This is a genomic window from Enterobacter sp. DNB-S2 (assembly GCF_019443845.1).
Classification (GTDB): domain Bacteria; phylum Pseudomonadota; class Gammaproteobacteria; order Enterobacterales; family Enterobacteriaceae; genus Enterobacter; species Enterobacter asburiae_B.
Window position 1 is genome coordinate 3,065,644 of record NZ_CP050520.1, and the last position, 23,127, is coordinate 3,088,770.

General features: G+C 58.0%; 19 protein-coding genes. 6 read left to right on the top strand and 13 right to left on the bottom strand.

Annotated features, from left to right (window positions below; translation table 11 throughout):
• The first annotated feature begins 43 nt into the window (after positions 1-43).
• The gene (gene pqqU, locus HB664_RS14605) at positions 44-2,158 is read left to right on the top strand and encodes a TonB-dependent receptor PqqU (RefSeq protein ID WP_219939698.1); all 2,115 of its coding nucleotides are present in this window, start codon (positions 44-46) and stop codon (positions 2,156-2,158) included.
• Positions 2,159-2,277: 119 nt separating this feature from the next.
• Here pqqU and HB664_RS14610 read toward each other — a convergent pair whose 3' ends face one another.
• From HB664_RS14610 to HB664_RS14620, 3 genes are all read right to left on the bottom strand, one after another.
• Positions 2,278-2,946, bottom strand: a complete 669-nt coding sequence (locus HB664_RS14610; protein ID WP_023311981.1) for a GntR family transcriptional regulator — start codon at positions 2,944-2,946, stop codon at positions 2,278-2,280.
• Positions 2,947-3,201: 255 nt separating this feature from the next.
• Entirely contained in the window at positions 3,202-4,242 is a 1,041-nt protein-coding gene (locus tag HB664_RS14615; protein ID WP_219939699.1) for an NADP-dependent oxidoreductase, read from the bottom strand.
• Between the two features lie 65 nt (positions 4,243-4,307).
• Positions 4,308-4,883, bottom strand: a complete 576-nt coding sequence (locus HB664_RS14620; RefSeq protein ID WP_219939700.1) for an XRE family transcriptional regulator — start codon at positions 4,881-4,883, stop codon at positions 4,308-4,310.
• 148 nt (positions 4,884-5,031) lie between these two features.
• Here HB664_RS14620 and HB664_RS14625 point away from each other — a divergent pair, with 148 nt between their 5' ends.
• Positions 5,032-5,550, top strand: coding sequence for a GNAT family N-acetyltransferase (locus HB664_RS14625; protein WP_219939701.1), 519 nt, complete (start codon positions 5,032-5,034; stop codon positions 5,548-5,550).
• Positions 5,547-5,996, top strand: coding sequence for a DMT family transporter (locus tag HB664_RS14630; RefSeq protein WP_032656841.1), 450 nt, complete (start codon positions 5,547-5,549; stop codon positions 5,994-5,996). The genes HB664_RS14625 and HB664_RS14630 overlap by 4 nt, the downstream gene beginning before the upstream one ends.
• A gap of 3 nt (positions 5,997-5,999) precedes the next feature.
• On the opposite strand, the gene HB664_RS14635 is transcribed toward HB664_RS14630, so the two are convergent.
• Both HB664_RS14635 and HB664_RS14640 read right to left on the bottom strand, forming a co-directional pair.
• Entirely contained in the window at positions 6,000-6,233 is a 234-nt protein-coding gene (locus HB664_RS14635; RefSeq protein ID WP_047647612.1) for a YdcY family protein, read from the bottom strand.
• Between the two features lie 95 nt (positions 6,234-6,328).
• Entirely contained in the window at positions 6,329-7,927 is a 1,599-nt protein-coding gene (locus tag HB664_RS14640; RefSeq protein ID WP_219939702.1) for an ABC transporter substrate-binding protein, read from the bottom strand.
• A gap of 283 nt (positions 7,928-8,210) precedes the next feature.
• Between HB664_RS14640 and HB664_RS14645 the strand changes: the two genes are divergently transcribed.
• The 3 genes from HB664_RS14645 to HB664_RS14655 are packed head-to-tail and all read left to right on the top strand — an operon-like array spanning position 8,211 to position 14,717.
• Positions 8,211-9,557 carry an SrfA family protein gene (locus HB664_RS14645; RefSeq protein ID WP_219939703.1) on the top strand — a complete coding sequence of 449 codons (1,347 nt, stop codon included), beginning with the start codon at positions 8,211-8,213 and terminating at the stop codon, positions 9,555-9,557.
• Between the two features lie 4 nt (positions 9,558-9,561).
• Entirely contained in the window at positions 9,562-12,543 is a 2,982-nt protein-coding gene (locus HB664_RS14650) for a virulence factor SrfB (RefSeq protein ID WP_039262875.1), read from the top strand.
• The gene (locus HB664_RS14655) at positions 12,540-14,717 is read left to right on the top strand and encodes a virulence factor SrfC family protein (protein WP_219939704.1); all 2,178 of its coding nucleotides are present in this window, start codon (positions 12,540-12,542) and stop codon (positions 14,715-14,717) included. Before HB664_RS14650 ends, HB664_RS14655 begins: the two co-directional genes overlap by 4 nt.
• Positions 14,718-14,838: 121 nt before the next feature.
• On the opposite strand, the gene HB664_RS14660 is transcribed toward HB664_RS14655, so the two are convergent.
• From HB664_RS14660 to HB664_RS14695, 8 genes are all read right to left on the bottom strand, one after another.
• On the bottom strand, positions 14,839-15,594 hold the full coding sequence (locus HB664_RS14660) for an alpha/beta fold hydrolase (protein WP_063441966.1): 756 nt from the start codon (positions 15,592-15,594) through the stop codon (positions 14,839-14,841).
• 86 nt (positions 15,595-15,680) lie between these two features.
• Positions 15,681-15,854 (bottom strand): GhoT/OrtT family toxin, encoded by a 174-nt coding sequence (locus HB664_RS14665; RefSeq protein WP_013096478.1) that lies wholly within the window; start codon positions 15,852-15,854, stop codon positions 15,681-15,683.
• A gap of 183 nt (positions 15,855-16,037) precedes the next feature.
• Complete coding sequence (patD, locus tag HB664_RS14670) at positions 16,038-17,462, bottom strand: aminobutyraldehyde dehydrogenase (RefSeq protein ID WP_094934976.1); 1,425 nt, start codon at positions 17,460-17,462, stop codon at positions 16,038-16,040.
• A gap of 24 nt (positions 17,463-17,486) precedes the next feature.
• Positions 17,487-18,293 carry an ABC transporter permease gene (locus HB664_RS14675; RefSeq protein ID WP_029741505.1) on the bottom strand — a complete coding sequence of 269 codons (807 nt, stop codon included), beginning with the start codon at positions 18,291-18,293 and terminating at the stop codon, positions 17,487-17,489.
• Positions 18,283-19,227, bottom strand: a complete 945-nt coding sequence (locus HB664_RS14680; protein WP_058841008.1) for an ABC transporter permease — start codon at positions 19,225-19,227, stop codon at positions 18,283-18,285. Before HB664_RS14680 ends, HB664_RS14675 begins: the two co-directional genes overlap by 11 nt.
• Before the next feature lies 1 nt (position 19,228).
• On the bottom strand, positions 19,229-20,242 hold the full coding sequence (locus HB664_RS14685; protein WP_064672621.1) for an ABC transporter ATP-binding protein: 1,014 nt from the start codon (positions 20,240-20,242) through the stop codon (positions 19,229-19,231).
• Between the two features lie 17 nt (positions 20,243-20,259).
• Positions 20,260-21,405: a putative ABC transporter substrate-binding protein YdcS gene (gene ydcS, locus HB664_RS14690; RefSeq protein ID WP_048977287.1), complete on the bottom strand. Its 1,146-nt coding sequence runs from the start codon at positions 21,403-21,405 to the stop codon at positions 20,260-20,262.
• A 271-nt stretch (positions 21,406-21,676) separates the two neighbouring features.
• Positions 21,677-23,086, bottom strand: coding sequence for a PLP-dependent aminotransferase family protein (locus HB664_RS14695; protein ID WP_219939705.1), 1,410 nt, complete (start codon positions 23,084-23,086; stop codon positions 21,677-21,679).
• Positions 23,087-23,127: the final 41 nt, after the last annotated feature.

Sequence of the window (23,127 nt, forward strand, 5' to 3'; positions counted from 1 at the left end):
ATGTTCCATTTGGTTCGTTTATACACCACAACCGGTTTTATTCATGAAAATCATTTCTGCCCGTAAGGCTTCTCTCCCGCTGCTGCTGGTTCCCGTTATTTTCGCGCCGCTAACCGCAATGAGCGCGGAGGAACAGACCATGATCGTCAGCGCCACGCCGCAAACCGTATCGGAACTGGATACCCCGGCCGCGGTCAGCGTCGTCAATGGCGATGACATGCGCCACGCCGCGCCGCGCATCAACCTGTCTGAATCTCTTGGCAGCGTCCCGGGACTGCAAATTCAGAACCGCCAGAACTATGCCCAGGATCTCCAGCTTTCAATGCGTGGGTTTGGTGCCCGCTCAACGTTTGGCGTGCGCGGTATCCGTATGTATGTCGACGGTATCCCTGCCACTATGCCGGACGGACAGGGCCAGACCTCTAACATCGATCTCTCCAGCGTGGAGAGCGTTGAAGTGCTGCGCGGCCCCTTCTCTGCCCTGTACGGCAACGCCTCCGGCGGCGTGATTAACATCAACACCCAGACCGGGCAGCAGCCGCCGACCATTGAAGCCAGCAGCTATTACGGCAGCTACGGTACCTGGCGCTACGGCATGAAAGCCACCGGCGCGATGGGTGACGGCACCCACGCGGGCGATGTGGATTACACCGTTTCCACCACCCGCTTCACCACCAAAGGCTACCGCGACCACAGCGGCGCGCGCAAAAACCTCGCTAACGCCAAACTGGGCGTGCGCATTGACGACGTCAGCAAGCTGACGCTGATTTTTAACAGCGTGGACATGAAGGCCAACGATCCGGGCGGGCTGAGCTATCAGGAGTGGCAGAACAATCCGCGTCAGTCTCCGCGCGGCGATCAGTACAACACCCGCAAGACCATCAAGCAGACCCAGGCCGGTCTGCGCTACGATCGTCAGCTCAGCACTCAGGACGACCTCAGCGTGATGATGTACGCCGGCGAACGTGAAATGACGCAGTACCAGTCGATTCCGTATCAGCCGCAGCTGAAAGCCTCCCACTCCGGCGGCGTGATCGATATGCAGCGTCATTATCAGGGTATCGATACCCGCTGGACGCACCGCGGCGAGCTGCTGGTGCCGGTGACGTTTACTACCGGCCTGAACTACGAAAACCTGAGCGAAGATCGTCGCGGATACGAGAACTTCGTGATGAACAACGGCGTGCCGGACTACGGCGTGAAGGGTGACAAGCGTCGAAACGAACGTAACCTGATGTGGAACGTTGACCCTTACCTGCAAACCAGCTGGCAGCTGACGCAGAAACTGTCGGTAGATGCGGGAGTGCGCTACAGCTCGGTCTGGTTTGATTCCAACGACCATTACGTTACGCCGGGCAACGGCGATGACAGCGGTGACGCGAGCTATCACAAGTGGCTCCCGGCCGGTTCCGTGAAGTATGCGGTGACGGACGCATGGAACCTCTACGCTGCCGCAGGGCGTGGATTCGAAACGCCAACCATCAACGAGCTCTCCTATCGCGCCGATAACCAGGGCGGCCTGAACATCGGCCTGCAGCCGTCCACCAACAACACGTATGAAGTGGGCAGCAAAACCCGCATCGGCAATGGCCTGCTGACCGCGGCGCTGTTCCGCACCGATACGGATGATGAGATCGTGGTGGATGCCAGCTCTGGCGGGCGTACCAGCTATAAAAATGCCGGTAAAACCCGTCGTCAGGGGGTGGAAGTCTCCCTCGACCAGCAGTTTGCCGAGAACTGGAAGCTGAAGATGGCATGGACTTACCTGGATGCCACCTACCGGACTAACGTCTGCAGCGACGCAGACTGTAACGGTAACCGGATGCCGGGCATTGCCCGCAACATGGGTTACGCCTCGTTTGGCTGGCAGCCGGATGAAGGCTGGTACGCGGGTTCAGACGTGCGCTACATGAGCGACATCATGGCCGATGACGAGAATACGGCGAAAGCGCCATCGTATACGGTGGTCGGGCTGAACACCGGGTACAAATTCAACTACGGCAGCTGGGGCATGGACGTCTTTGGCCGCGTCGATAACCTGTTCGATAAAGAGTACGCGGGCTCGGTTATTGTCAACGAGTCTAACGGTCGTTATTACGAGCCTGCACCAGGCCGTAACTACGGGGTCGGGCTGTCGGTCTCTTATCGCTTCGAGTAAGCAATAAGAAAAGTTTATTTTATTAATGAAATAACGCTCCTGATGGCAATAAACCATCAGGAGTTATTCACCAGATAAATAATTAGGGGCGGAATATAGTCGCTCTGCTAAATAATCTCTTAGTTAAAATATTGTCGCTGTAAAAGCAAATTCGCTTCATCAATCACCTTATCAATCGCCTTCTGGCAGGCAACAACATCTCTTCGCTCAAGGGCGGAAAGCAGTTCGTCATAGTGATATGTCGAGGCTTTGATGTCGTTAAGCTCCTGATGCAGATAGTTCATACAGGGCCCGATGCGCACCCACAGCTGCTCTATTAAGGCATTAAGCGTAGGCATTTCCGCATACTGATAAAGCGTAAACCGGAAGACGCGATTCGCATGCAATGCCTGCTGGACGTTCCCGTTGCGCATGGCCTCATGAAAGGCATCCGACAATTTGCGCAACGCCTCCAGTTTGCTATCAGACATATTCTGACAGGCCGCGGCGACCGCCATCGGCTCAAGCTGCTTGCGGATAGCGTTAATCTCGTTATAGCGCTCCAGCGTGACCTCCGGAACCAGAAATGCCTGCGCCGGCGTGGCGTGTAGCGCCCCTGATGACACCAGGCGCAACAGCGCCTCGCGAACAGGGGTAATACTGGTTCCTAATTTATCGGCAATCTCTTTCGTAATCAGTCGTGCCCCAGGTTTGAGTGAGCCTGTAATTAACGCTCCTTTCAAACTGTGTTCAACTTGCATGGTAAGACTGACCCTTTGGGCTTTTTCTAAGTGGTCCAAATCAAGCATGTTCAATTCCTGTAGCTAAAACTTAATGCTATTTTTAAACGCCAGTTTTAATAAAACGACGCTGGTCCGATATATCCTGTATCGTCATGCCTGGTGGTGGGAAGTACGTAAAAACATCAAAAAAGTAAAGTTTGTTTTTTTTATTGGTTTCGGGCCCGTCCGGGATGCGGGCGCGAAATGCCATGTCCATTAATTAAAGACAATATATCGTATCTTCACAAATAAATATGGCGGGAAACCCCGCCATAATGCTGTTTATTTATTGTCACCCGCGACGCGAATCACGACTTTGCCGAAGTTACGCCCTTCGAGCAGGCCAATCAGCGCCTCGGGCGCGTTCTCCAGCCCGTCCGTTATCTGTTCACGATAGTGGATTTTGCCCTCCTGCACCCAGCGTCCTATTGCTTCCTGGAACTCTTTAATGCGGTGACCGTAATCCTGGCCGATGATAAAGCCCTGCATACGAATGCGTTTCTTCAGGATGGTCGCCATCAGGAGCGGCAGGCGATCCGGCCCCTCGGGCAGGCCCGTCGCATTGTAGCCGCTCACCAGGCCGCACACCGGCACGCGCGCGGAGGTATTCAGTAACGGCAGCACGGCGTCAAATACTTTCCCGCCGACGTTTTCATAATAGACGTCAATTCCTTGCGGACAGGCGCGTTTCAGCTGTTCGGCAAAGTCGGCCGCGTGATGATCCAGACACAGGTCAAACCCGAGGACCTCAACGGCATGGCGGCATTTTTCAGCCCCACCGGCGACGCCGACCACCCGGCAACCTTTGATTTTACCGATCTGCCCGACGGTCGCGCCAACCGGCCCTGTCGCCGCGGCGACCACCAGCGTTTCGCCCGCTTTTGGCTGCCCGATATCCAGCAATCCCATATAGGCGGTAAAGCCCGGCATACCCAGAATACCCAGCGCCCAGGAAGGATGTGACGGATTTTCGCCCAGCTTCACCAGGCCGCTGCCGTCCGAGAGTTCATATTCCTGCCAGCCGCTGTAGCCCAGCACCCACTCCCCCGGTTTGAAATCGGGATGATTCGACTGCTCAACGCGGCTGACCGTTCCCCCCACCATCACAGCGCCCAGCTCAACCGGTGGTGAATAGGATGGCGCATCGCTCATGCGCCCCCGCATGTACGGGTCCAGCGACAGCCAGACGGTACGCAGCAAAAGCTGTCCCTCAGCCGGGGCGGGAACAGGCTGCGTTTCGAGACGAAAATTTTCCGCCACCGGCGCACCCTGAGGACGGGAGGCCAGTACCCAGCGGCGATTTTGCGAAACAGGTTGATTCATCGGGATCTCCTTCTGGTACAAATGTCATTACAGCCTGGCTCAGGATCCGCGTTATCGCATTAGCATTACGAGGCAGACTGGTTAAGCCGTACAACCAGATAGATGCAGGTTTCATTCGTTTCGTTGATGAACCGGCAGTCATTTGGCGGCCCCAGCTCGAGGCAGTCTCCGGCGTACATCTCGTGGCGCGTATCGCCCTCCTGAAACACCAGCTCGCCGGACTGTAGCCAGATAAGCTGACGTGCCAGCGCGTAAGAAGATGCAGGCATCGGAACATCGCTGCCCGCGGGCAGTTCAACCTGAACAAGGTCGATGGGCAGATCGGTGCGGGGAGAAACGTGGCGGCGGAGGTAGTGCGTCTGAGGGTCGCGCCAGACGGGCTGGTTTGCAAGGCGCAGCAGCTTGCCCTCCTGCATTTCGGCCCGGGCAATGAGCGTGGACATGCTGATACCAAACGCGCCGGACAGACGGGCCAGCAAGGTGGCTGTCGGGCTGCTGTCTCCGCGCTCTATCTTATGGATCATCGCGCGCGAGACCCCTGCCCGGTCAGCAAGCTCGCTCAGGGACCATCCGCGAGACTCGCGTTCAAGGCGAATTCTTGCGCTAATCCGTTGATTCATTGTGTCTGTTATGGTGTTCATGACGTCATACTATAGTGTATGAACGGCATTTCAATGGGCTTTTGATAACAAAAAAATATGGCTTATGCCGTAGCGATCGGGCGATACGATTGTGTAATATCGTAGGAATAACGTAATACTATAGTAAACAACACACAGAGGGTTAATCATGATCGTTCGTCATGCCTGCAAGGAAGACTGCGCTGCGATAGGAAAAATCTACAACCACGCGGTGCTGCATACTGCCGCGATCTGGAACGATAAAACCGTCGATACCGATAACCGAATCGCCTGGTTTGAGGCGCGCACGCTCGCGGGTTACCCGGTTCTGGTGAGCGAGGAAGACGGAGCGATCACCGGTTACGCCTCTTTTGGAGACTGGCGCGCCTTCGACGGTTTCCGTCATACGGTCGAACATTCGGTCTACGTCCACCCGGACCATCAGGGAAAAGGTATTGGCCGCACGCTAATGATCGCGCTGATAAACGAGGCCCGCGCCATCGGCAAACACGTGATGGTGGCCGGTATTGAAGCGCAAAACCATGCCTCGATTCATCTCCACGAAACGCTTGGTTTTGTCACCACGGGGCAGATGCCGCAGGTGGGAACCAAGTTTGGCCGCTGGCTGGACTTGACCTTTATGCAGCTGCAGCTGGACGAGCGCAGCGATCCGGACGCCATCCCATGAATCAATCCCTGACCCTGGCGTTTCTGGTGGCGGCGGGAATAGGTCTGGTGGTGCAAAATACCTTAATGGTGCGTATCACCCAGTCCTCCTCCACGATCCTTATAGCGATGCTGCTGAACTCCCTGGTCGGCATTGTGCTGTTTGTCAGCATTCTGCTGCTGAAACAGGGCGTCGCCGGATTTAGCGAGCTGGCCGCAACGGTACGCTGGTGGACGCTTATCCCGGGGCTGCTGGGGTCGTTTTTCGTGTTTGCCAGCATCAGCGGGTATCAGAACGTTGGCGCGGCGACGACTATCGCCGTGCTGGTAGCAAGCCAGCTGATTGGCGGACTGGTGATGGACGTGCTGAGGAGCAACGGCATTCCGCTGCGCGCCCTGATTGGCCCGGTGTGCGGCGCGGTGATGCTGGTCGTCGGGGCCTGGCTGGTGGCGCGACGCCAGTTTTGAACGTTACAGTATGGTGCCGCCTTTGGTCAGCTGTTCCTCACGCGCGTCCAACTCCTCTTTATGCTGCTTACCGTGGTGCGAAATCGCGGTACGCAGACGCTGCTGCTGGGTGTAGCGTTCTTCACGGCTGAGCTCTGCATCATCACTTAATTCGATCAGCAGTTCATTCATATGGGTGATGACGCTCTCTTCAATGGCGGCATCGACACGGGCGGTAACTTCATTTAAATGTGACATTGTCACTCCTTGTAAATCGCCGGATGGCGGCTGCGCCTTACCCGGCCTACAGGGGAACCGTAGGCCCGGTAAGCGCAGCGCCACCGGGCAACAAACTAGTTCAGTTTCGCTTTGGAGAAATCGCTGCCCATCAGGCTCACGCTGTATCCGGTCACGTTGCTGCGGGTCGCATAGAACGTTTTCCCGTTTGCCAGTGCGATCCACGGCGCCTGCTGGTAGAAGATCTCCTGCGCCTGGCCGTAGAGTTTCGCGCGCTCCGCCGGGCTGCTGGTCAGCTTCGCTTTTTGCACCAGATCATCATAACCCTTATCGCACCAGCGCGCGGCGTTGGATCCGGTTTTAATGCTGTTGCAGCCCAGCAGCACGTCGGCAAAGTTGTCCGGGTCGCCGTTATCGGACATCCAGCCAAACAGCGCGGAGTCATGTTCGCCTTTACGCATCCCGGAGAGATATTCGCCCCACTCGTAAGAGACAATTTTGGCCTTCACGCCGACTTTCGCCCAGTCGCTCTGGATCATCTCCGCGATACGGCGCGAGTTCGGGTTATACGGACGCTGAACCGGCATTGACCACAGCGTGACTTCCGCCCCCTTCTCCAGCCCCGCCTGCTTCAGCAGCGCTTTCGCTTTTTCAGGATCGTAGCTGTAGTCCTTCAGGTCTTTATTAAAGCCCAGCATATTTGGCGGGATCGGCGATTTTGCCACCGTACCGGAACCCATAAAGACCGCATTGACGATAGCCTTCTTGTCGGTCGCGTAGTTAAGCGCCTGGCGCACCAGCACGTTATCAAACGGTTTTTTCTCGGTGTTAAACGCCAGATAGCCGACGTTTAGCGCATCGACCGAGTGCAGCGTCAGGTCTTTGCTGTTCTTGATGGCGTCAAACTGAACCGGGGACGGTGCAGGAATAATCTGGCACTCGTTGGTCTGCAGCTTCGCCAGACGGGTTTCCACATTCGGCGTGATGGAGAAGATGAGATGCTTCGTCGGCACCTCGCCTTCCCAGTAGTTCGGGTTAGCGACGTAGCGAATCAGCGAATCTACCTTGTACTGCTGCAGGACATAAGGCCCGGTGCCAATCGGCCAGGTGTCCACGTTTTCAGGCGTGCCTTTTTTCAGCATCGCGTCGGCGTATTCGGCGGAAAGAATCGAGGCGAAATCCATCCCCCAGTCGGCCAGAAACGCGGCGTTAGGCTCGCTGAGGGTGAACTGAACGTGATAGTCGTCGACCTTTTTCACGTCCTGAATCAGCTTATCGAGCCCGACGTCGTTAAAGTATTCGTAGTTGCCCTGCGACACGTTGTGATACGGGTGTTTAGGGTCTTTCTGACGCAGAACCGAGAAAATAACGTCATCGGCGTTAAAGTCGCGCGTCGGTTTGAAGTATTTATTGCTGTTGAACTTCACCCCTTTGCGCAGGGCAAAGGTATAGGTCTTGCCGTCCGGCGAAATCGTCCAGGACTCCGCCAGCGACGGGACCGGGGTGTTTTTCACCGGGTCAAAGTTGATCAGGCGATTGTACAGTACCTGAGAGCTGGCCACAAAAGACGGGCCAGAGCTGGCGATTTGCGGGTTGAAGGACTCGGGGGACGCTTCAGAACAGTAAATAAGGGTGTCGTTGTTTGCCGCCCATGCGGCACCGGCTGGTAACAGCGCGCTCAGCGCAAGGGCGAGCAGTGTTTTCCCTGTAGACATGGTTATAACCCTGACAGTTTTATTATATAAGACAGTAATAACAGCACAGGCGATATGACCTGGCAAATAACGAAACACTATCAGGTTATTCTAAAGCCGCGTTTTTTGCTGTTTTAACAGCCAGCGCCCGAAAAGGTGATTTGCCTTAAGGGCCATTATTCGTCAAGCACAACCGTCACTTTCTATGCCGCAAGAAATCGGTCCTTTTAGCGTCTCTTCCCCCGTTTGGTTGCTTCCTCGTTTCGTTAAAGTAACGGTGTGAAGAAGTATATGGGATCAAATCGTGGCAAAAACTCTTTTACGCAGCGGTAACCTGGATGACTTTCAGGCCGTTGGCGGCGGCGGACAAGCCGTTTTTGAATCAGCGTTACAAATCCGGGAAGCGCTCCGGTTGCGCAAACAACAGGCCATCGTCGACTGTCTGGCTATTCCTCAGGTCAACGACAGCGGTGACCGCGTGGACTGGTATTCCCCCGTTGAAGGGAGCGTAATCAGCTGGAAAGCGGCCGATGAAGATGACCGTTATCGCGCCCTGCGCTATCTGGAAAACACGCTAGCCAGCGTTGAGTCGTTAAGCAAAAAATGCCTCCAGTCGCCCAAAACCGCGCAGCAGCTTTTTGGGTCTCTGCTGTCAAAGGCGTTTCAGTTCCCGGGTGAAAACTTCCTCTTCCTGGTGGACGGAAAGCCGGTCATCAGCTTCTGGGGGTTTGTAAACCTGAACGAAAATGCGCGCGACGATGTCCTCGACTGCCTGCGTGAATCGCTGGTCCCTGAGCCCGCCCCCGTTGTGATTGAAGATCCTGAACCCGAGCCTGAGCCAGAACCGGTGGTGGCCTTTGAACATGCCGACGAGCCGCTGATCGCCCCTTCCACGGTGGTGCGTATCACGCCGGAAGATCTGTATGAGCCAGAGCCGGCCCCGGCCGTTGCGCAACCCGTTCAGGAACCGGCTGTGCCGATCGTCGCGAAAAAGCGCCGCGTTCCCCTGTGGACGCTGCCGGTTGCCGTCGCGATCGTTGCCGCCATTGCCGCACCGCTGCTGTGGCCAAAACAGTCGCCTTCCGCTGAGCCCGCCCCGGTGCCCGCACCCCAGCCCGTAGAGATAGCACCAAAGCCGATCAAAGCGGTTGAGCCGCTGGCCATGAAATTACCGCTGCATCAGGCAGAGGTCCTGGCAAGCAAAGAAAAAGAGCCTGCTCTGGCGCCTGCGCCACAGCCTGCCCCGGTGGTGATTGTCGCCATCCCGAAAGATGCCATGGTGATGGAAGCGAATCAGGTGAAAGCGGGATCGACGCGTTTCCTGAACGGCACCTGGCGTGCGGTTCTGGACGTGAAAGATCCGGTTACCGGCAAGCCGCCGTCAATGCGCTATCAGATCCAGAACAATAAGGGCTTCGCCCGGGTTGTCCATGGCGACAACGTTGTCTGCCGCGCGGAAGTGTTCTCCGGCCTGCACAGCAACGGCGAGCTGATGATTAAAAGTCGCGGTACTGCCCGCTGCACCGACGGCTCCCGCTACCCGATGCCGGAGGTTGCCTGTAAAGCAGGCGCCAGCGATATCGCAGAATGTCGCGCCCGTTATGATGCCAATACCGTCGTTCCCCTGACGTTCAAGAAAGCAGGTGCCTGATCCTATGCTGGTTAATCTTTGCGACTATAAACAAAGCGTCACGCTTATTGCCAACAGCGGCGTGCAGTTCCTTGATTTCGGTCTGACGCCGCAGGACACCGCCAGCAACGGGCGCTTCGTACGTAAAACCGCGAACGGCCCGCTGCTGCGGCTCGATTTCGACCTGGTTAACGGGCGCTATACCGTGCCGGGAACGAACGGCGGGCAGCCTGAAGTGGTTAAACCGGAAACCACCATCCCGCTGCATCAGTCCCTGGCGGTGCTGGACGGCGTATGGCTTCCGGTTCCGTTCCTGCGCTTCAACCCGCCGCGAACCTTCGTTGAGGGGCCGGATAACTGGGCCCGCGTTCAGGTGCGCAGGCTGGATACACCCGATACGGCAGGCAATACGCACCGCGTCACGCTCGCCCTTGACAGCCAGATTGCAGAACACGCCACGTCCGCCCTGTCCCCGGTTGAAAACGATATTCTGAACGGGACCCGATTCGCGCTGGCCTGGCGAGACAACGAAGTTGAAAGTTTCCTCGACCAGACCTGGATTGACGGCTGGCTGCGCGAGGCCTTTACCCAGTATGCCGACGGCGTTGAAAACCGCTCAGAACGCGATCTCCAGCAGGCGATGCGCGGGTTTGAATATCAGGCCCACTGGCTTAACCTGCTGACCATGCTCGGTGAACAGCTCACCGTGCCGGAAGTGAAATTTGTTACCCATACGCTCAGCACGCCTGCCATTCCGGTCGACCTGATCCTCGACGTGGGCAATACCCACACCTGCGGCGTCATTATCGAAGACCACGGCGACGCCAACGATGGCCTGCGCCAGACCGCCGAGCTGCAGGTACGCTCATTAAGCGAGCCGCAGTTCCTGAATGCGCCGCTGTTTACCAGCCGTCTCGAGTTTTCGGAAGCGCGCTTTGGCAAACAGCACTTCTCGGTAGAGAGCGGTCGCGAAGATGCCTTTGTCTGGCCGTCGATTGTTCGCGTGGGCGATGAAGCCCGCAAGCTGGCGATGCAGCGTCTGGGGACCGAAGGCAACAGCGGCATCTCCAGCCCGCGTCGCTACCTGTGGGATGAAACGCCGGTCGTGCAGGACTGGCGCTTTAGCCAGATGAACAGCAAAACCCAGCGTGAGCCGCTTGCCACCGCGTTTCCGCTGATGAACCTGATGAACGATGACGGCGAACCGCTCTTCACGCTGCCGCAGGACGAGCGGCTGCCGGTCTTCTCGCCGCAGTACAGCCGCAGTACGCTGATGACGCACATGCTGTGCGAGCTGCTGGCGCAGGCGCTGGGGCAGATCAACAGCGTCGCCACGCGCCTGCGTCTGGGCTTCCCGGCATCGCCGCGCCAGCTGCGCACCCTGATCCTGACCCTGCCCTCGGCCATGCCAAAGCAGGAGCGCGAGATTTTCCGTCGCCGCATGTTTGAAGCCATCGCCATCGTCTGGAAAGCGATGGGCTGGCACCCGCAGGATGAGGATTTTGTCACCCGTAAACAGCAGGATAAAAGCGTGGTGCCGGTTCCTGAAATCCAGATGGAGTGGGATGAAGCCAGCTGCGGTCAGCTGGTCTGGCTGTATAACGAAGCGATCTCCCGCTTTGGCGGTCAGACCGAAGCCTTCTTCGCCTCCCTGGCCCGCCCGGACCGTGAGCCTGAGCCGGGTAGCCAGCCGGGCCGCGCGCTGCGCGTCGCGTCCATCGACATCGGCGGCGGCACAACGGATATGGCGATTACCCATTATCAGCTGGATGACGGTTCCGGCAATAACGTCAAAATCACCCCGCAGCTGCTGTTCCGTGAAGGCTTTAAGGTCGCGGGCGACGATACGCTTCTGGACGTGATTCAGCGCTACGTGTTGCCTGCCCTGCAAACGCAGCTGCAGAAATCCGGTATCTCGGACGCTTCGCTGCTGATGGCGTCGCTGTTCGGTGACTCCGGGCGCATAGACACCCAGGCCGTACTCCGCCAGCAAACGGCGCTTCAGCTTTTTATGCCGATTGGCCACGCTATTCTTGCCGCGTGGGAATCGAGCGACGTTGACGATCCGCTGGCCGGTCTGCATGCCACCTTTGGCGATCTCCTGCCGCAGAAACCGACCCGCAACGTAATGAATTACCTGCAGCAGGCGATCGATCATGCCCTGCCTGCGGGTTCAGACGCGTTTGACCTGTTCGCCGTGCCGCTGCACGTGAACTTCCGCGAAATGCAGGATGCGATGCTGGCCGGGCAGTTTACGCTGGCCTCGCCGCTCCACGCGGTGTGCGAGGCGATATCCCATTACAGCTGCGATATTCTGCTGATCACCGGACGCCCCGGCTGCCTGCCTGGCGTTCAGGCGCTTATTCGTCATCTGCAGCCGGTGCCGGTCAACCGCATCGTCTGGCTGGATAAATACCAGGTGCACGAGTGGTATCCGTTCAGCCAGCAGGGGCGCATTGGCAACCCGAAATCGACGGCCGCCGTGGGGGCCATGCTCTGCAGCCTGGCGCTCGACCTCCGTCTGCCGCGCTTCAACTTTAAAGCCGCGGACATTGGCGCGTATTCAACCGTGCGGTATCTCGGCGTGCTGGATAACACCGTTAATACCCTGCGCGAGGAAAACGTCTGGTATCAGGATATCGACCTCGATAAGCCGGGCGCGAAGCTCGACGCGCGTCTGCACTTCCCGCTGCGCGGTAACGTCACACTCGGCTTCCGCCAGCTGGCGAACGCGCGCTGGCCCGCCACGCCGCTCTACACGCTCAGCATCAACTCGGCTGAACTGGCGAAAGCCATTGCCGGTGACGGCGTGCTGAACGTGCGGCTAAAGCTCTGCGGCGGCAGCAAGCAGGAAGGCCCTGAGGCCTTCGAGCTGAGCGATGCCTGGCTGCAGGACGGCACGCCAGTTGCGCCTGACGCATTAACCTTCAAACTGAATACTTTGGCCGATCGCCGACACAGCGGTAGCCACTACTGGATCGACAGCGGGAGCGTATACCTGAAATGACAGCGACGACGACCACCACTCAGGCCTTAATCGGGTGGATTAATGAGACGCGCCTGAACGCCCCTGTGCTGGATAACGATGCTGACGCCCTGCTTGCTCGCATCAACGCGGCGCAGGTGCGGGAGCAGGCCATTGAACGCGCCATGACCCGCCAGAGCAGCATTGGGCTTTACGGTCATTCACAGAGCGCGAAAGCCCATCTGCTGTTATCCCTGTGCGGCAGCGGTAATGGACGCCTGAACGTGACGCCGGGCCAGCGCACCTTTGACTATTTTTCGCATATCAATCCGGGACATGCCCTGACCAACATGGCCGTCCGCTTCACGCCGGAAAGCCCGGAGGTGGCGGATGAGGCGTTCCCGCTGCGTCTGAGCCTGGTCACCGAGGCCGAGCTGGTACAGCTGTTTATTGCCCGCACGACGCTGCATCCGCAGATGCGCGCGGTGGATAAGGCGGTCATTGAGACACGTCTGGAGAAATGGCGCGGGCTGCGCCAGCCGCAGGGCGTGCCCGGCATAACGGCTCAGGAAGTGGGTGCGATTGCCCGCTTCTGGCAAAGCACCGTACCCGCCGCTAAGCAGCAAATCGATGATGCCCTGTGGCATGAGTTCGCCCGGCTGGTGCCTTCTCTCGATCTCAGCACGCGGGCCAGCGTCTGGTCGCTGCTGTGGGGCGAGCAGCAGGAGTTGACCCAGCAGTGGTTAAAACTGGCCCATGTGCTGCACCAGACCAGCCATGCCGGCGAGCTTGCTGCCCCGCTTAGCCTGCTGGTGGACAGCTTTGGCCTGCCGGGTGAAGGGTTCCTGACGCACGACGGCACGTTAGATCTTCAGGACGCGCAGGAGACGCTGCTTCATCCGCTAAATAGCGGTGAAATGCTTAACGCCATCAGCATCCCCGTCGACGTGCTGGCCTTCCTGACCCGCGAGCTGGTGCTGCCGGTTGAGAACGGCGCGCTGGATAACGTCGATATTATTGATATTCCTGTTTTTGAAGATAACCGTGCCGACCCGCTACGCCAGGCGAAGTCCCAGTGGCTGCTCGAGCATTACCGTCAACAGCTTCAGCCGGATGTGCTGGTGATTTGTAATGCGACGGCGCAGCACGAACAGACGGCCAAAAAAGCAAAAGTGCTGATGAACTGGGTCAAGGAGACTCAGCCTGCTGAAGAATCTGCCCTGCCGGGGCTGGTATGGGCGATTACGCCACACGACGCCCGCTTTACCACCCGGCAGAATCTCGATGAAGCCGTACAGCATCTGCTCGGAAAGCCGGGTTTACGCTGGGGCACGCTGCAGGCGCTGGACAGCCACAGCATGCAGCGCGTCATCGAATGGCTGTCTCAGGCCACGTTACCCGCCCAGCGACAGAAGCGTCTCGGCACGCTGAAAGGCTTGCTGCGACAGGAGCTCTCATCGCTGATGCAAAGCTATCTGGCGCCGCTGGTTGAAGAGCCGGGGAAAAGACGCGCTCAGGCCGAAAGCATGGTGCGCACGCTGCAAAGCAGCGCCGCCCGCCACGGCGAACTGCTTGAAGGCCTCCTGCCGCCGCTGAAAGCCTATGAAACGCTGCTCGCCGTTCAGCAGCCGCGCGAGGAGCAGGTGAACGGGCTGTTTACGGACACTATTGACCTGTTTGCCGAGAACGCGCAGGAAAGCACCGGTCTGTTCCAGACAAAAGACAAAGCGCGCCTGGCGCACAGAGTCTGGATAAATCACCTGCGTCAGTGGAGCCGCAATGAGGCCACGGCCGCGCGCCTCGGGCTGGATCCTGCGGTATTACAGCAAATCGCGGATGTGCTGGTGGTCACCAGCTACCGGCTTAATCTGCCTCAACAGCTTCAGCGCATTGTCGAAGCGGATAAAAGCAGCGCTGCGCAACTGCATGCCGTGATGGGCAATTTCATTGGCTGGCTGGGTTACGACCAGACGCCCGTGGCAACACGTCCGGCAAGCCGCATCCGCAAGGGGCAGGCAATCTTCGTTACGCCGGTGGTCAGCAGCGCGGAGCCTCGATTGACGCGCCTGGGGGAACAGCCTGTGCATGCGGCCACCGCGTACGTTTACGACTGGCTGGTCGCACTCTATAGCCGCGCGATAGAGAACATTGATTACCAGCATCCGCATGATGTTCAGCCTGACGCACGTCAGGCCTTGCACGCGTTATTGCGCTGAACGCTGATTAACAATGTAGCCGCATTTCTTGCCGGGTATCGCTGCCGCATACCCGGCCTACATTCTTCATCGTTGTAGGCCCGTGCAAGCGTAGCGCCGCCGGGCGAAACTTTTGCGCACATCACTCCGTCATACACCCGGCTAACGTCTGTGCCAGCGCAGACGGATTTTCCCACGACATCGAATGCCCCGCCGCTGGGATAATTTTTACCTCGACGCCCTTTTGCTTCAGACTTTCCACATCGTCATCCGGCAGAGACAGCTCGCCAAAAATCAACGTTACCGGACAAGGAAGTGACAGGAACTGCGCTTCCCATTCGGGCTCTACGCCCGCCACCAGGCTCGATGCGCCGCGCCAGACGGCGTACGGCGCATTGCTCTGCAGACACCCTGCCCACGCCGTTTTTTCCGCGCTGAGCATGGCGTCATAGCCCTGGCTCAGGAACTGCTGCTCGGTTTGCGCTGCAATAGACCGGCTGAACATCCCTCCACCCGCATGAAAATTGGGCTCTGACACCATCAGCCCCTTCACGCGCGTTGCAAGCAGCCCGGCCGTTTCGATTGCAATGCTGCCGCCCATGCTGTGGCCGTATAACCAGAAGGCATCCAGCTTAAGGTGGTCAATCAGTTCCGCCACAACGTGCGCCTGGTCGGTGGTTTTATAGCTGTAGTGCTCAGGCTTGTCGCTGTAGCCGCTGCCGGGCAAGTCGATGAGAATCGCTCTGCGCGCGCCAAACAGCGGGTCATGAACGACACGGGGATATTCATAGGAAGAGGCGCAGCCCAGCCCGTGAATGAACACCACGGGATCGCCGGTGCCGGGCAGGTCATGCCAGCGCACGGTACAACCGGCCTGCTGCGAGTAAAAACTGTTCATAAGCACTCCTTTTACGATGAACTGTGTATTTATACAGTTACCGTATCTGGAATGCCATATTCATCTTTTAAAAATGGAAGCGTGCTTCAGAAAAGCGAGACCAGCAGCGCAACGGGAAAGCTCATTGGCCAGGTTGACCCCACCAGAAAAGCGCTGAGCAGGCGGATACGTTTGCGGTCTTTAGAGAGGAACCAGGTAATTAATGCGCAGATGGAAGCCATGATTGCGTAAAAAACCAACATCTTTTGATACAACGTCATTCTGTATACCAGAGCCGAAAAAATAACCGCACGCAATATGCGTCATATGTTGATACAGATCAAGTTTTTTCGTTACAGAATAACCACTTAAAGATTATGGACAATAACAACTGAGTATCTTGCGTAACACTCATGGCGGGCGGGGGGAACGCCTGGCCGCGCATGCGGCCAGGCATGGCGGGCTTAGTGTTTGATCATGACATGCCGCACGACCGTATAATCTTCAAGCCCGTAGACCGACATATCTTTGCCGTAGCCGGATAATTTCATGCCGCCGTGCGGCATTTCGCTCACCAGCATAAAATGGGTATTCACCCAGGTGCAGCCGTACTGCAGGCGCGCGCTCAGGCGATGGGCGCGGCCCACGTCTTTGGTCCAGACCGATGACGCCAGGCCATACTGCGAATCGTTCGCCCAAGCCAGCACCTGCGCCTCGTCATCAAACTCGGTGACGCTCACCACCGGGCCAAACACCTCGCGCTGAACGATGGCGTCGTCCTGTTTTGCCCCCGCCAGCAGGGTTGGCTGGAAGTAGTAGCCTGCCCCCTCTTTTTTGCTCCCGCCGGTGACAACGCGGATATGACCGAGCGCTTTCGCCTCATCGACGGCCTGACAGACGCGTGAAAGATGGGCGGCCGAGCTGAGCGGCCCCAGTTCGGTCGAGGCATCCTCCGGCGCACCCATATTAAGGCTGGCGACCGCTGCGCCCAGCTTTTCCACCAGCGCGGCATAAATGCCCTTCTGGGCATAAATCCGGCAGGCCGCCGTACAGTCCTGTCCGGCATTGTAGAAACCAAACGTCCGCACCCCTTCGACAACCGCATCCAGGTCGGCATCATCAAAGACGATAACCGGCGCTTTACCGCCCAGCTCCATGTGGGTGCGTTTAATGGATGACGCGGTATGGCCGATGATATGTTCCCCGGTAGCAATCGAACCGGTCAGCGAGACCATACGGACCTTTTCATGCCCGGTAAGCGGGTCACCGACCGTTTTACCCCGGCCAAACAGGACGTTCAGTACGCCTGCCGGGAAGATATCTTTTGCCAGCTCCCCCAGCTTCAGCGCGGTCAGGGGCGTGATCTCTGAGGGCTTAATCACCACGCAGTTCCCAGCCGCCAGCGCGGGTGCCAGCTTCCAGGCCGCCATCATCAGCGGATAGTTCCAGGGGGCAATAGAGGCAACCACGCCCACCGGATCGCGGCGGATCATCGACGTGTGACCGTCAAGGTACTCCCCGGCGGCCAGCCCGTTCAGACAGCGGGCGGCCCCGGCAAAGAAACGGAAAACGTCGACCACCGCCGGAATTTCATCTCCCAGAGCACAGTGCAGCGGCTTCCCGCAGTTGAGGGATTCGAGCCGGGCAAAGTCCTCCCCATGCGCTTCAATCGCATCCGCCAGCTTCAGCAGGCACTCGGCGCGCGTCTTCGGCGTGGTTTGCCCCCACTCCGCAAAAGCACGGTCGGCTGCCTGAACCGCCGCGTCGACCTGAGCCGCTGACGCCTCGGCAATCTCCAGCAGGAGTTCTCCAGTGGCCGGGTTATAGACCGGCTGTTTTTCTCCCTCTCCGGTTACCAGTTTTCCCTCTATCAGCAGTTGTGTTTGCATAGCATTTTCCTGTTGAATTCACTGTTATTTCCCGCTGCCGGCGATATTCTCGCCGTCGCGGGTTAGCCACCAGGCTCCCAGAATGGGGATAGTTGTCACCAGCATCACCAGCAGTGCTACGACGTTGGTGACCGGCACGTCGCGCGGACGACCGAGCTGATTGAGCAACCACAGCGGTAACGTGCGCTCGTGTCCCGCCGTAAACGTTGTGACGATTATCTCGTCAAACGACAGGGCAAACGCCAGCATTCCCCCGGCCAGCAGCGCGGAACCCAGATTGGGCAGCACCACATAGCGGAAGGTTTGCCATCCGTCGGCCCCGAGATCCATCGACGCTTCCACCAGGCTCCAGGAGGTACGTCTGAACCGGGCAATCACGTTGTTAAACACCACCACCACGCAAAAGGTGGCGTGTCCCACCACGATGGTGAAAAAACCCGGCTCAAGGTCAATCGTTTTGAATGCCGTCAGCAGCGCCAGACCGGTGATGATCCCCGGTAACGCAATCGGCAACAGCAGCAACAGCGAGATCGCATTCTTGCCAAAAAACTCGCTTCGCCACAGCGCCGCTGCAGCAAGCGTGCCAAGCACAAGGGCAATCGCGGTGGAGAGCGCGGCAATCTGAAGTGACAACGTCACGGATTCAATAATATCGCCGCGCCCCGCCGCCACGCTGAACCACTTCAGCGTCAGCCCCTGCGGCGGAAAGCTGAAGGCCGCGTCTTCGGTATTAAAGGCATAGGTCGCGATAATCAGCAGCGGGAAGTGCAGGAAGATGACGCCTCCCCAGGCTGCCACTTTCAGGAACAGCGGTGCGCGTTCAGAGTGCATCGAATGCTCCCAGACGTTTCACGAACGCCAGATAGAGTGAAATCAGCACGATGGGCACCAGCGTGAACGCGGCGGCCATAGGCATATTGCCAATGGCACCCTGCTGCGAGTAGACCATGTTACCGATGAAGTAACCCGGCGGCCCCACCAGCTGCGGAACGATGAAATCCCCCAGCGTCAGGGAAAAGGTGAATATTGAACCCGCCGCAATACCCGGGATCGCCAGCGGCAGAACGACGTAGCGAAAGGTCTGACGAGGGCGCGCGCCGAGGTCGGCTGAGGCCTGCAGTAGCGAGGCAGGCAGGCGTTCCAGCGCCGCCTGGACGGGCAGGATCATAAACGGCAGCCAGATGTAGACGAAGACCAGAAACCGTCCCAGCCCGGAGGTGGACAAGGTGTTGCCGCCAATCGCCGGGAGCGTAAGGAGTGAGGTCAGGATCGGCTCCAGCCCCATGTGGTTGAGAAACCACTGCGCCACCCCGTCCTTCGCCAGCAGCAGCGTCCAGGCGTAGGCTTTGACGATGTAGCTCGCCCACATTGGCAGCATCACAGCAATATAGAAAAATGCTTTCCACTTGCCTCGGGTGTATCGCGCCATGTACCAGGCCATCGGGAAGGCCAGGATGGCGCTGGCTATCGTCACCGCAATCGCCATGGTTAACGTGCGCAGGATGATGTCGTAGTTTGCCGGGTTGAAAAGCGCCCGAATGTTCGCCAGGGTCAGATCCGGCGTGACGGCCATAGTGAAATCGTCAAAGGTGTAAAAACCTTGCCACAGCAGGGTCAGAAGCGATCCTAAATAGACGATGCCAAACCACATGAGCGGCGCGAGCAGAAGCAGGAACAGGCCGAGCGACGGTTTACGCCAGAACAGCGCCGTCATGCGGCTTAAGCGCCCATGCGAGGCGGGAGGATGCGCGACACTCATAGACATTTCACCTCTCCTCGTGCAGGCGAATCATCGCCTCGCGTGACCACGACGCCATCACCGCCTGCCCCGGCGCAATGCCGCTCAGCGACGAGGTTTCACTGAGATTGGCCTGGCTCACCAGCAGTTTGGCGCCATCGGCGAGCTTCAGCTCCAGCCGCGTGGCCGCTCCCTGATACTGAACGGCCTGCACGATGCCCTGAACCTGAACGTCTCCGCCCTCATTAAGGCGAATATGTTCCGGGCGCAGGGAATAGCTGCCTTCCATACCGCAAATTTTCTGCGCAAGGCCCGCATCAAAGACGTTGGACGTGCCGACAAAACCGGCGACAAACGGCGTGCGCGGACGCATGTAGAGATCGCGCGGGGTATCCACCTGCTCGATGCGCCCGTTATTGAACACCGCCACCCGGTCTGACATGGAAAGGGCCTCGCCCTGATCGTGGGTGACAAAAATAAAGGTGATGCCGAGTTCCTGCTGAAGCTTCTTCAGCTCGAACTGCATCTGTTCACGCAGTTTGAGATCGAGCGCACCTAAGGGCTCATCCAGCAGCAGGACGCGCGGCTCATTGACCAGCGCCCGGGCGATGGCGACACGCTGTCGCTGGCCGCCGGAAAGTTGCGAGGGTTTGCGGGCAACGGCAAAGCTCAGGCCCACTTTTTCCAGGGCATCACGGGCCTGCGCATGGCGTTTTTTCTTGTCGATGCCTTTGACCATCAGCCCGTAGGCAACATTGTCGAGAATCGACATATGCGGGAACAGCGCGTAGTCCTGAAAGACGGTGTTCACATCCCGCTCCCAGGGAGGCAGTTCGCTCGCCTCTTTGCCGAAGATAGAAATCGTGCCGCCTGACAGCTGCTCAAAACCCGCGATCAGACGCAGGCAGGTGGTTTTGCCGGAGCCCGAAGGCCCCAGCATGGAGAAAAACTCTCCGTCACGAATAGCAATGGTGACCCCATCCACCGCCCGTACGTCGCCGTACAGACGGGAAACGTTGTTAAACTCTACCGCGTACGTCATGTTCTGCTCCCGGGCAATTAACGACCGCCCATGATGGCGATGTAATCCTGCGTCCAGCGGCTGTAAGGGACAAATTTGCCGCCTTCGGCGATGGGGGTTTTCCAGAACATGATTTTGTCGAACTCGTTATAACCGTTTGTTTCGCAGCCTTTATCACCCAGCAGCGTGCTGGCCTTACACCCTTCTGCAACCACGGGCAGGGAGCCAAACCAGGCCGCCAGATCGCCCTGCACTTTAGGCGTCAGCGACCAGTTCATCCACTTATAGGCACACATCGGGTGTTTTGCCTGCGCATGCAGCATGGTGGTATCCGCCCAGCCGGTCACCCCCTCTTTCGGGAAGACGGTGGCAACGGGCTGGTTCTCAGCCTTCAGGGCATTCGCCTGATACGGCCAGGCGCTGGATGCCACGACGCCTTCATTTTTAAAGTCGCTCATCTGAACGGTGGTGTCATGCCAGTAACGGTGGATCAGCGCGTGCTGGTCGCGAAGCACCTTGAGCACGGCGGCATACTGTTTTTCGGTGAGCTGGTACGGGTCCTGGATACCCAGCTGCGGCTGAGTGGCTTTGACGAACAGCGCGGCATCGGCGATATAAATCGGGCCGTCATACGCCTGCACGCGTCCCTGATTGGTTTTACCGTCCGGCAGATCCTGTTTGGTAAAGACCACGCTCCAGCTGTCCGGCGGCGTCGGGAAGGTTTTGGTGTTGTACATCAGCAGGTTTGGCCCCCACTGATATGGCGTGCCGTAGACTTTCCCGCCGACGTTAAACCATTCCCCTTTTACAATCCGCGCGTCGAGCGTTTTCCAGTTGGGGATGAGGTCCGGGTTAATGGGCTGAACGCGTTTACCCATGATCAGGCGCAGGGAGGCGTCACCCGAGGCGGTGACCAGGTCATAGCCCCCTTTCGCCATCAGGCTGACCATTTCATCCGACGTGGCCGCCGTTTTGACGTTGACCGCACACCCGGTCTCTTTTTCAAACTGGGTGACCCAGTCATAATTTTTATCCGTCTGTCCGCGTTCGATGTATCCCGGCCAGGCGATAATATCCAGCCGACCTTCCCCGTCGCCGATGGCCTTTGGTGGTTCTGCGGCTTGCGCTGTCATGATTGTCATGCCGAGCGCGCACAGGCTGCTGCGGGCAAAATGTTTGCTCATAAGAGTTACTCCTGTCGCAATGAAATTTAGCGGCAGCCGTGCCGTAAAAATATCTCCCTTATTAAACGTAGACCGCGCAAATGCGCCGCACCGTACGGCTTCAGGAAATTTCATCAAGGTGTGACCGAGGGCGCATTCCCCGTTAACTGGATTATAGACAAGGAGTTAGCCGCGAGAGACGGTATGCAGATTTCCTATGACAGGGCACCGCGAAATATTCGCAGCGCCGTCATCAGGATAAGAATTGATTATTTAAATAACGGAGAAAAGTTTATTCCAGCATCGTGCTAATTAATTTTCCTAACTGAATGACCGCCTGCTCTTCTCGCTCTCCCCAGGCCCAGGAGGTATTAAACCGGAAGAACGGTGTCCACGCGTCGGAGGTGGAAAACATCTTTCCGGGCGCAATGCTGATGTGGTGCGTTAAGGCTTTTTCGCTGAGCAGACCCGCATCCAGCTGCGCCGGAAGCTCCAGCCATAAAAAGTAGCCGCTGTCGTTATGGTGAATTTTGACGCCGGCAGGCATATGGCGCAAAAGAGACTGCCAGGCCTGCTGTTTTCGCTCGGCGAGGGTACGCCGCAGGCGGCGCAGATGGGCGTCGTAGCGTTTCGTCGCCAGGTAATCCACCAGCGCCAGCTGCACGGGTGAGCTGGTTGAGAGCGTGCTCATCAGCTGCAGCTGCTGAATGCGTCTCGCGTGTTTTCCTGCCGCAACCCAGCCGATGCGAAAACCGGCCACCAGACATTTTGAAAAAGACGAGCAGTGCAGCGTCATGTCCTGACGATCCCATGCTTTCGCCGGGAGCGGCTTTTCGCGGCCAAAATAGAGCTCGCTGTAGACATCGTCTTCAATCAGGGTGACGTTGTGCTGCGTTAACAGCGCGACAAGCTGCGCTTTTTTCTCCGCGCTCAGCGTGAATCCAAGCGGGTTCTGACTGTTGGTCATGATCCAGCAGGCTTTAACCGGGTACTCCTTCAGCGCCTGTTTAAGGGCATTCAGATCAATCCCCTCGCGGACATCCGTCGCAATCGACAACGCTTTGAGCTTCAGGCGTTCCAGCGCCTGCAGCGCGCCGTAGAAACACGGGTTTTCGACTATCACCCAGTCGCCCGGCTCGGTTACCGCCTGCAGGCTGAGATTGAGCGCTTCAAGCGCGCCTGCGGTGATCACAATCTCTTCCGGGGAGATGTTCATCCCCTGCTGCGCGTAGCGACGGGCAATGGCGTGGCGGAGATCGACGTTACCCGGCGGCAGGTTCTCAATCACGCTCATCGCCGTCGCGGTTTTGCTGACGTTCGCCAGCGAGCGGTTGAGCTGCTGCAGCGGGAAAAGTCGGGGATCGGGAAACGCGGAGGCAAAAGGAACAACGGACGGGTCGCGGCTGGCCTGTAAGACGTCGAATATGTAGGTATTAATATCCACCACTTCGTCACGCATCACCTGGGCAGGTGGAGCAGGCTGATGGGCGGTCGGGCGCGAGGCAACGTAATAGCCCGACTGCGGTCTGGCGACAATGCGCCCCTGACTTTCCAGCATCTGATACGCGTGGCCAACGGTCATAAAACTCATGCCGCTGCTCGCCACCTGCTCTCGCAGCGAAGGCAGCTTATCGCCCGGCAGCCATACGCCAAGCTCAATCTGCGAGATAATTTGTTGCGCCAGACGCTGGTATTTTTTCATCAAATTCTCCTTGTGACCGACAGTGTATATCAGCAGGAGAA

Excerpts from the sequence above, each read along its gene's own strand:
- HB664_RS14615 (WP_219939699.1), bottom strand. The coding sequence starts at position 4,242 with ATGAATCAACCTGTTTCGCAAAATCGCCGCTGGGTACTGGCCTCCCGT.
- HB664_RS14625 (WP_219939701.1), top strand. The coding sequence starts at position 5,032 with ATGATCGTTCGTCATGCCTGCAAGGAAGACTGCGCTGCGATAGGAAAA.
- HB664_RS14630 (WP_032656841.1), top strand. The coding sequence starts at position 5,547 with ATGAATCAATCCCTGACCCTGGCGTTTCTGGTGGCGGCGGGAATAGGT.
- HB664_RS14685 (WP_064672621.1), bottom strand. The coding sequence starts at position 20,242 with ATGACGTACGCGGTAGAGTTTAACAACGTTTCCCGTCTGTACGGCGAC.
- HB664_RS14635 (WP_047647612.1), bottom strand. The coding sequence starts at position 6,233 with ATGTCACATTTAAATGAAGTTACCGCCCGTGTCGATGCCGCCATTGAA.
- HB664_RS14640 (WP_219939702.1), bottom strand. The coding sequence starts at position 7,927 with ATGTCTACAGGGAAAACACTGCTCGCCCTTGCGCTGAGCGCGCTGTTA.
- ydcS (WP_048977287.1), bottom strand. The coding sequence starts at position 21,405 with ATGAGCAAACATTTTGCCCGCAGCAGCCTGTGCGCGCTCGGCATGACA.
- HB664_RS14650 (WP_039262875.1), top strand. The coding sequence starts at position 9,562 with ATGCTGGTTAATCTTTGCGACTATAAACAAAGCGTCACGCTTATTGCC.
- HB664_RS14620 (WP_219939700.1), bottom strand. The coding sequence starts at position 4,883 with ATGAACACCATAACAGACACAATGAATCAACGGATTAGCGCAAGAATT.
- patD (WP_094934976.1), bottom strand. The coding sequence starts at position 17,462 with ATGCAAACACAACTGCTGATAGAGGGAAAACTGGTAACCGGAGAGGGA.
- HB664_RS14695 (WP_219939705.1), bottom strand. The coding sequence starts at position 23,086 with ATGAAAAAATACCAGCGTCTGGCGCAACAAATTATCTCGCAGATTGAG.
- HB664_RS14665 (WP_013096478.1), bottom strand. The coding sequence starts at position 15,854 with ATGACGTTGTATCAAAAGATGTTGGTTTTTTACGCAATCATGGCTTCC.
- HB664_RS14660 (WP_063441966.1), bottom strand. The coding sequence starts at position 15,594 with ATGAACAGTTTTTACTCGCAGCAGGCCGGTTGTACCGTGCGCTGGCAT.
- HB664_RS14680 (WP_058841008.1), bottom strand. The coding sequence starts at position 19,227 with ATGTCTATGAGTGTCGCGCATCCTCCCGCCTCGCATGGGCGCTTAAGC.
- HB664_RS14610 (WP_023311981.1), bottom strand. The coding sequence starts at position 2,946 with ATGCTTGATTTGGACCACTTAGAAAAAGCCCAAAGGGTCAGTCTTACC.
- HB664_RS14675 (WP_029741505.1), bottom strand. The coding sequence starts at position 18,293 with ATGCACTCTGAACGCGCACCGCTGTTCCTGAAAGTGGCAGCCTGGGGA.
- pqqU (WP_219939698.1), top strand. The coding sequence starts at position 44 with ATGAAAATCATTTCTGCCCGTAAGGCTTCTCTCCCGCTGCTGCTGGTT.
- HB664_RS14655 (WP_219939704.1), top strand. The coding sequence starts at position 12,540 with ATGACAGCGACGACGACCACCACTCAGGCCTTAATCGGGTGGATTAAT.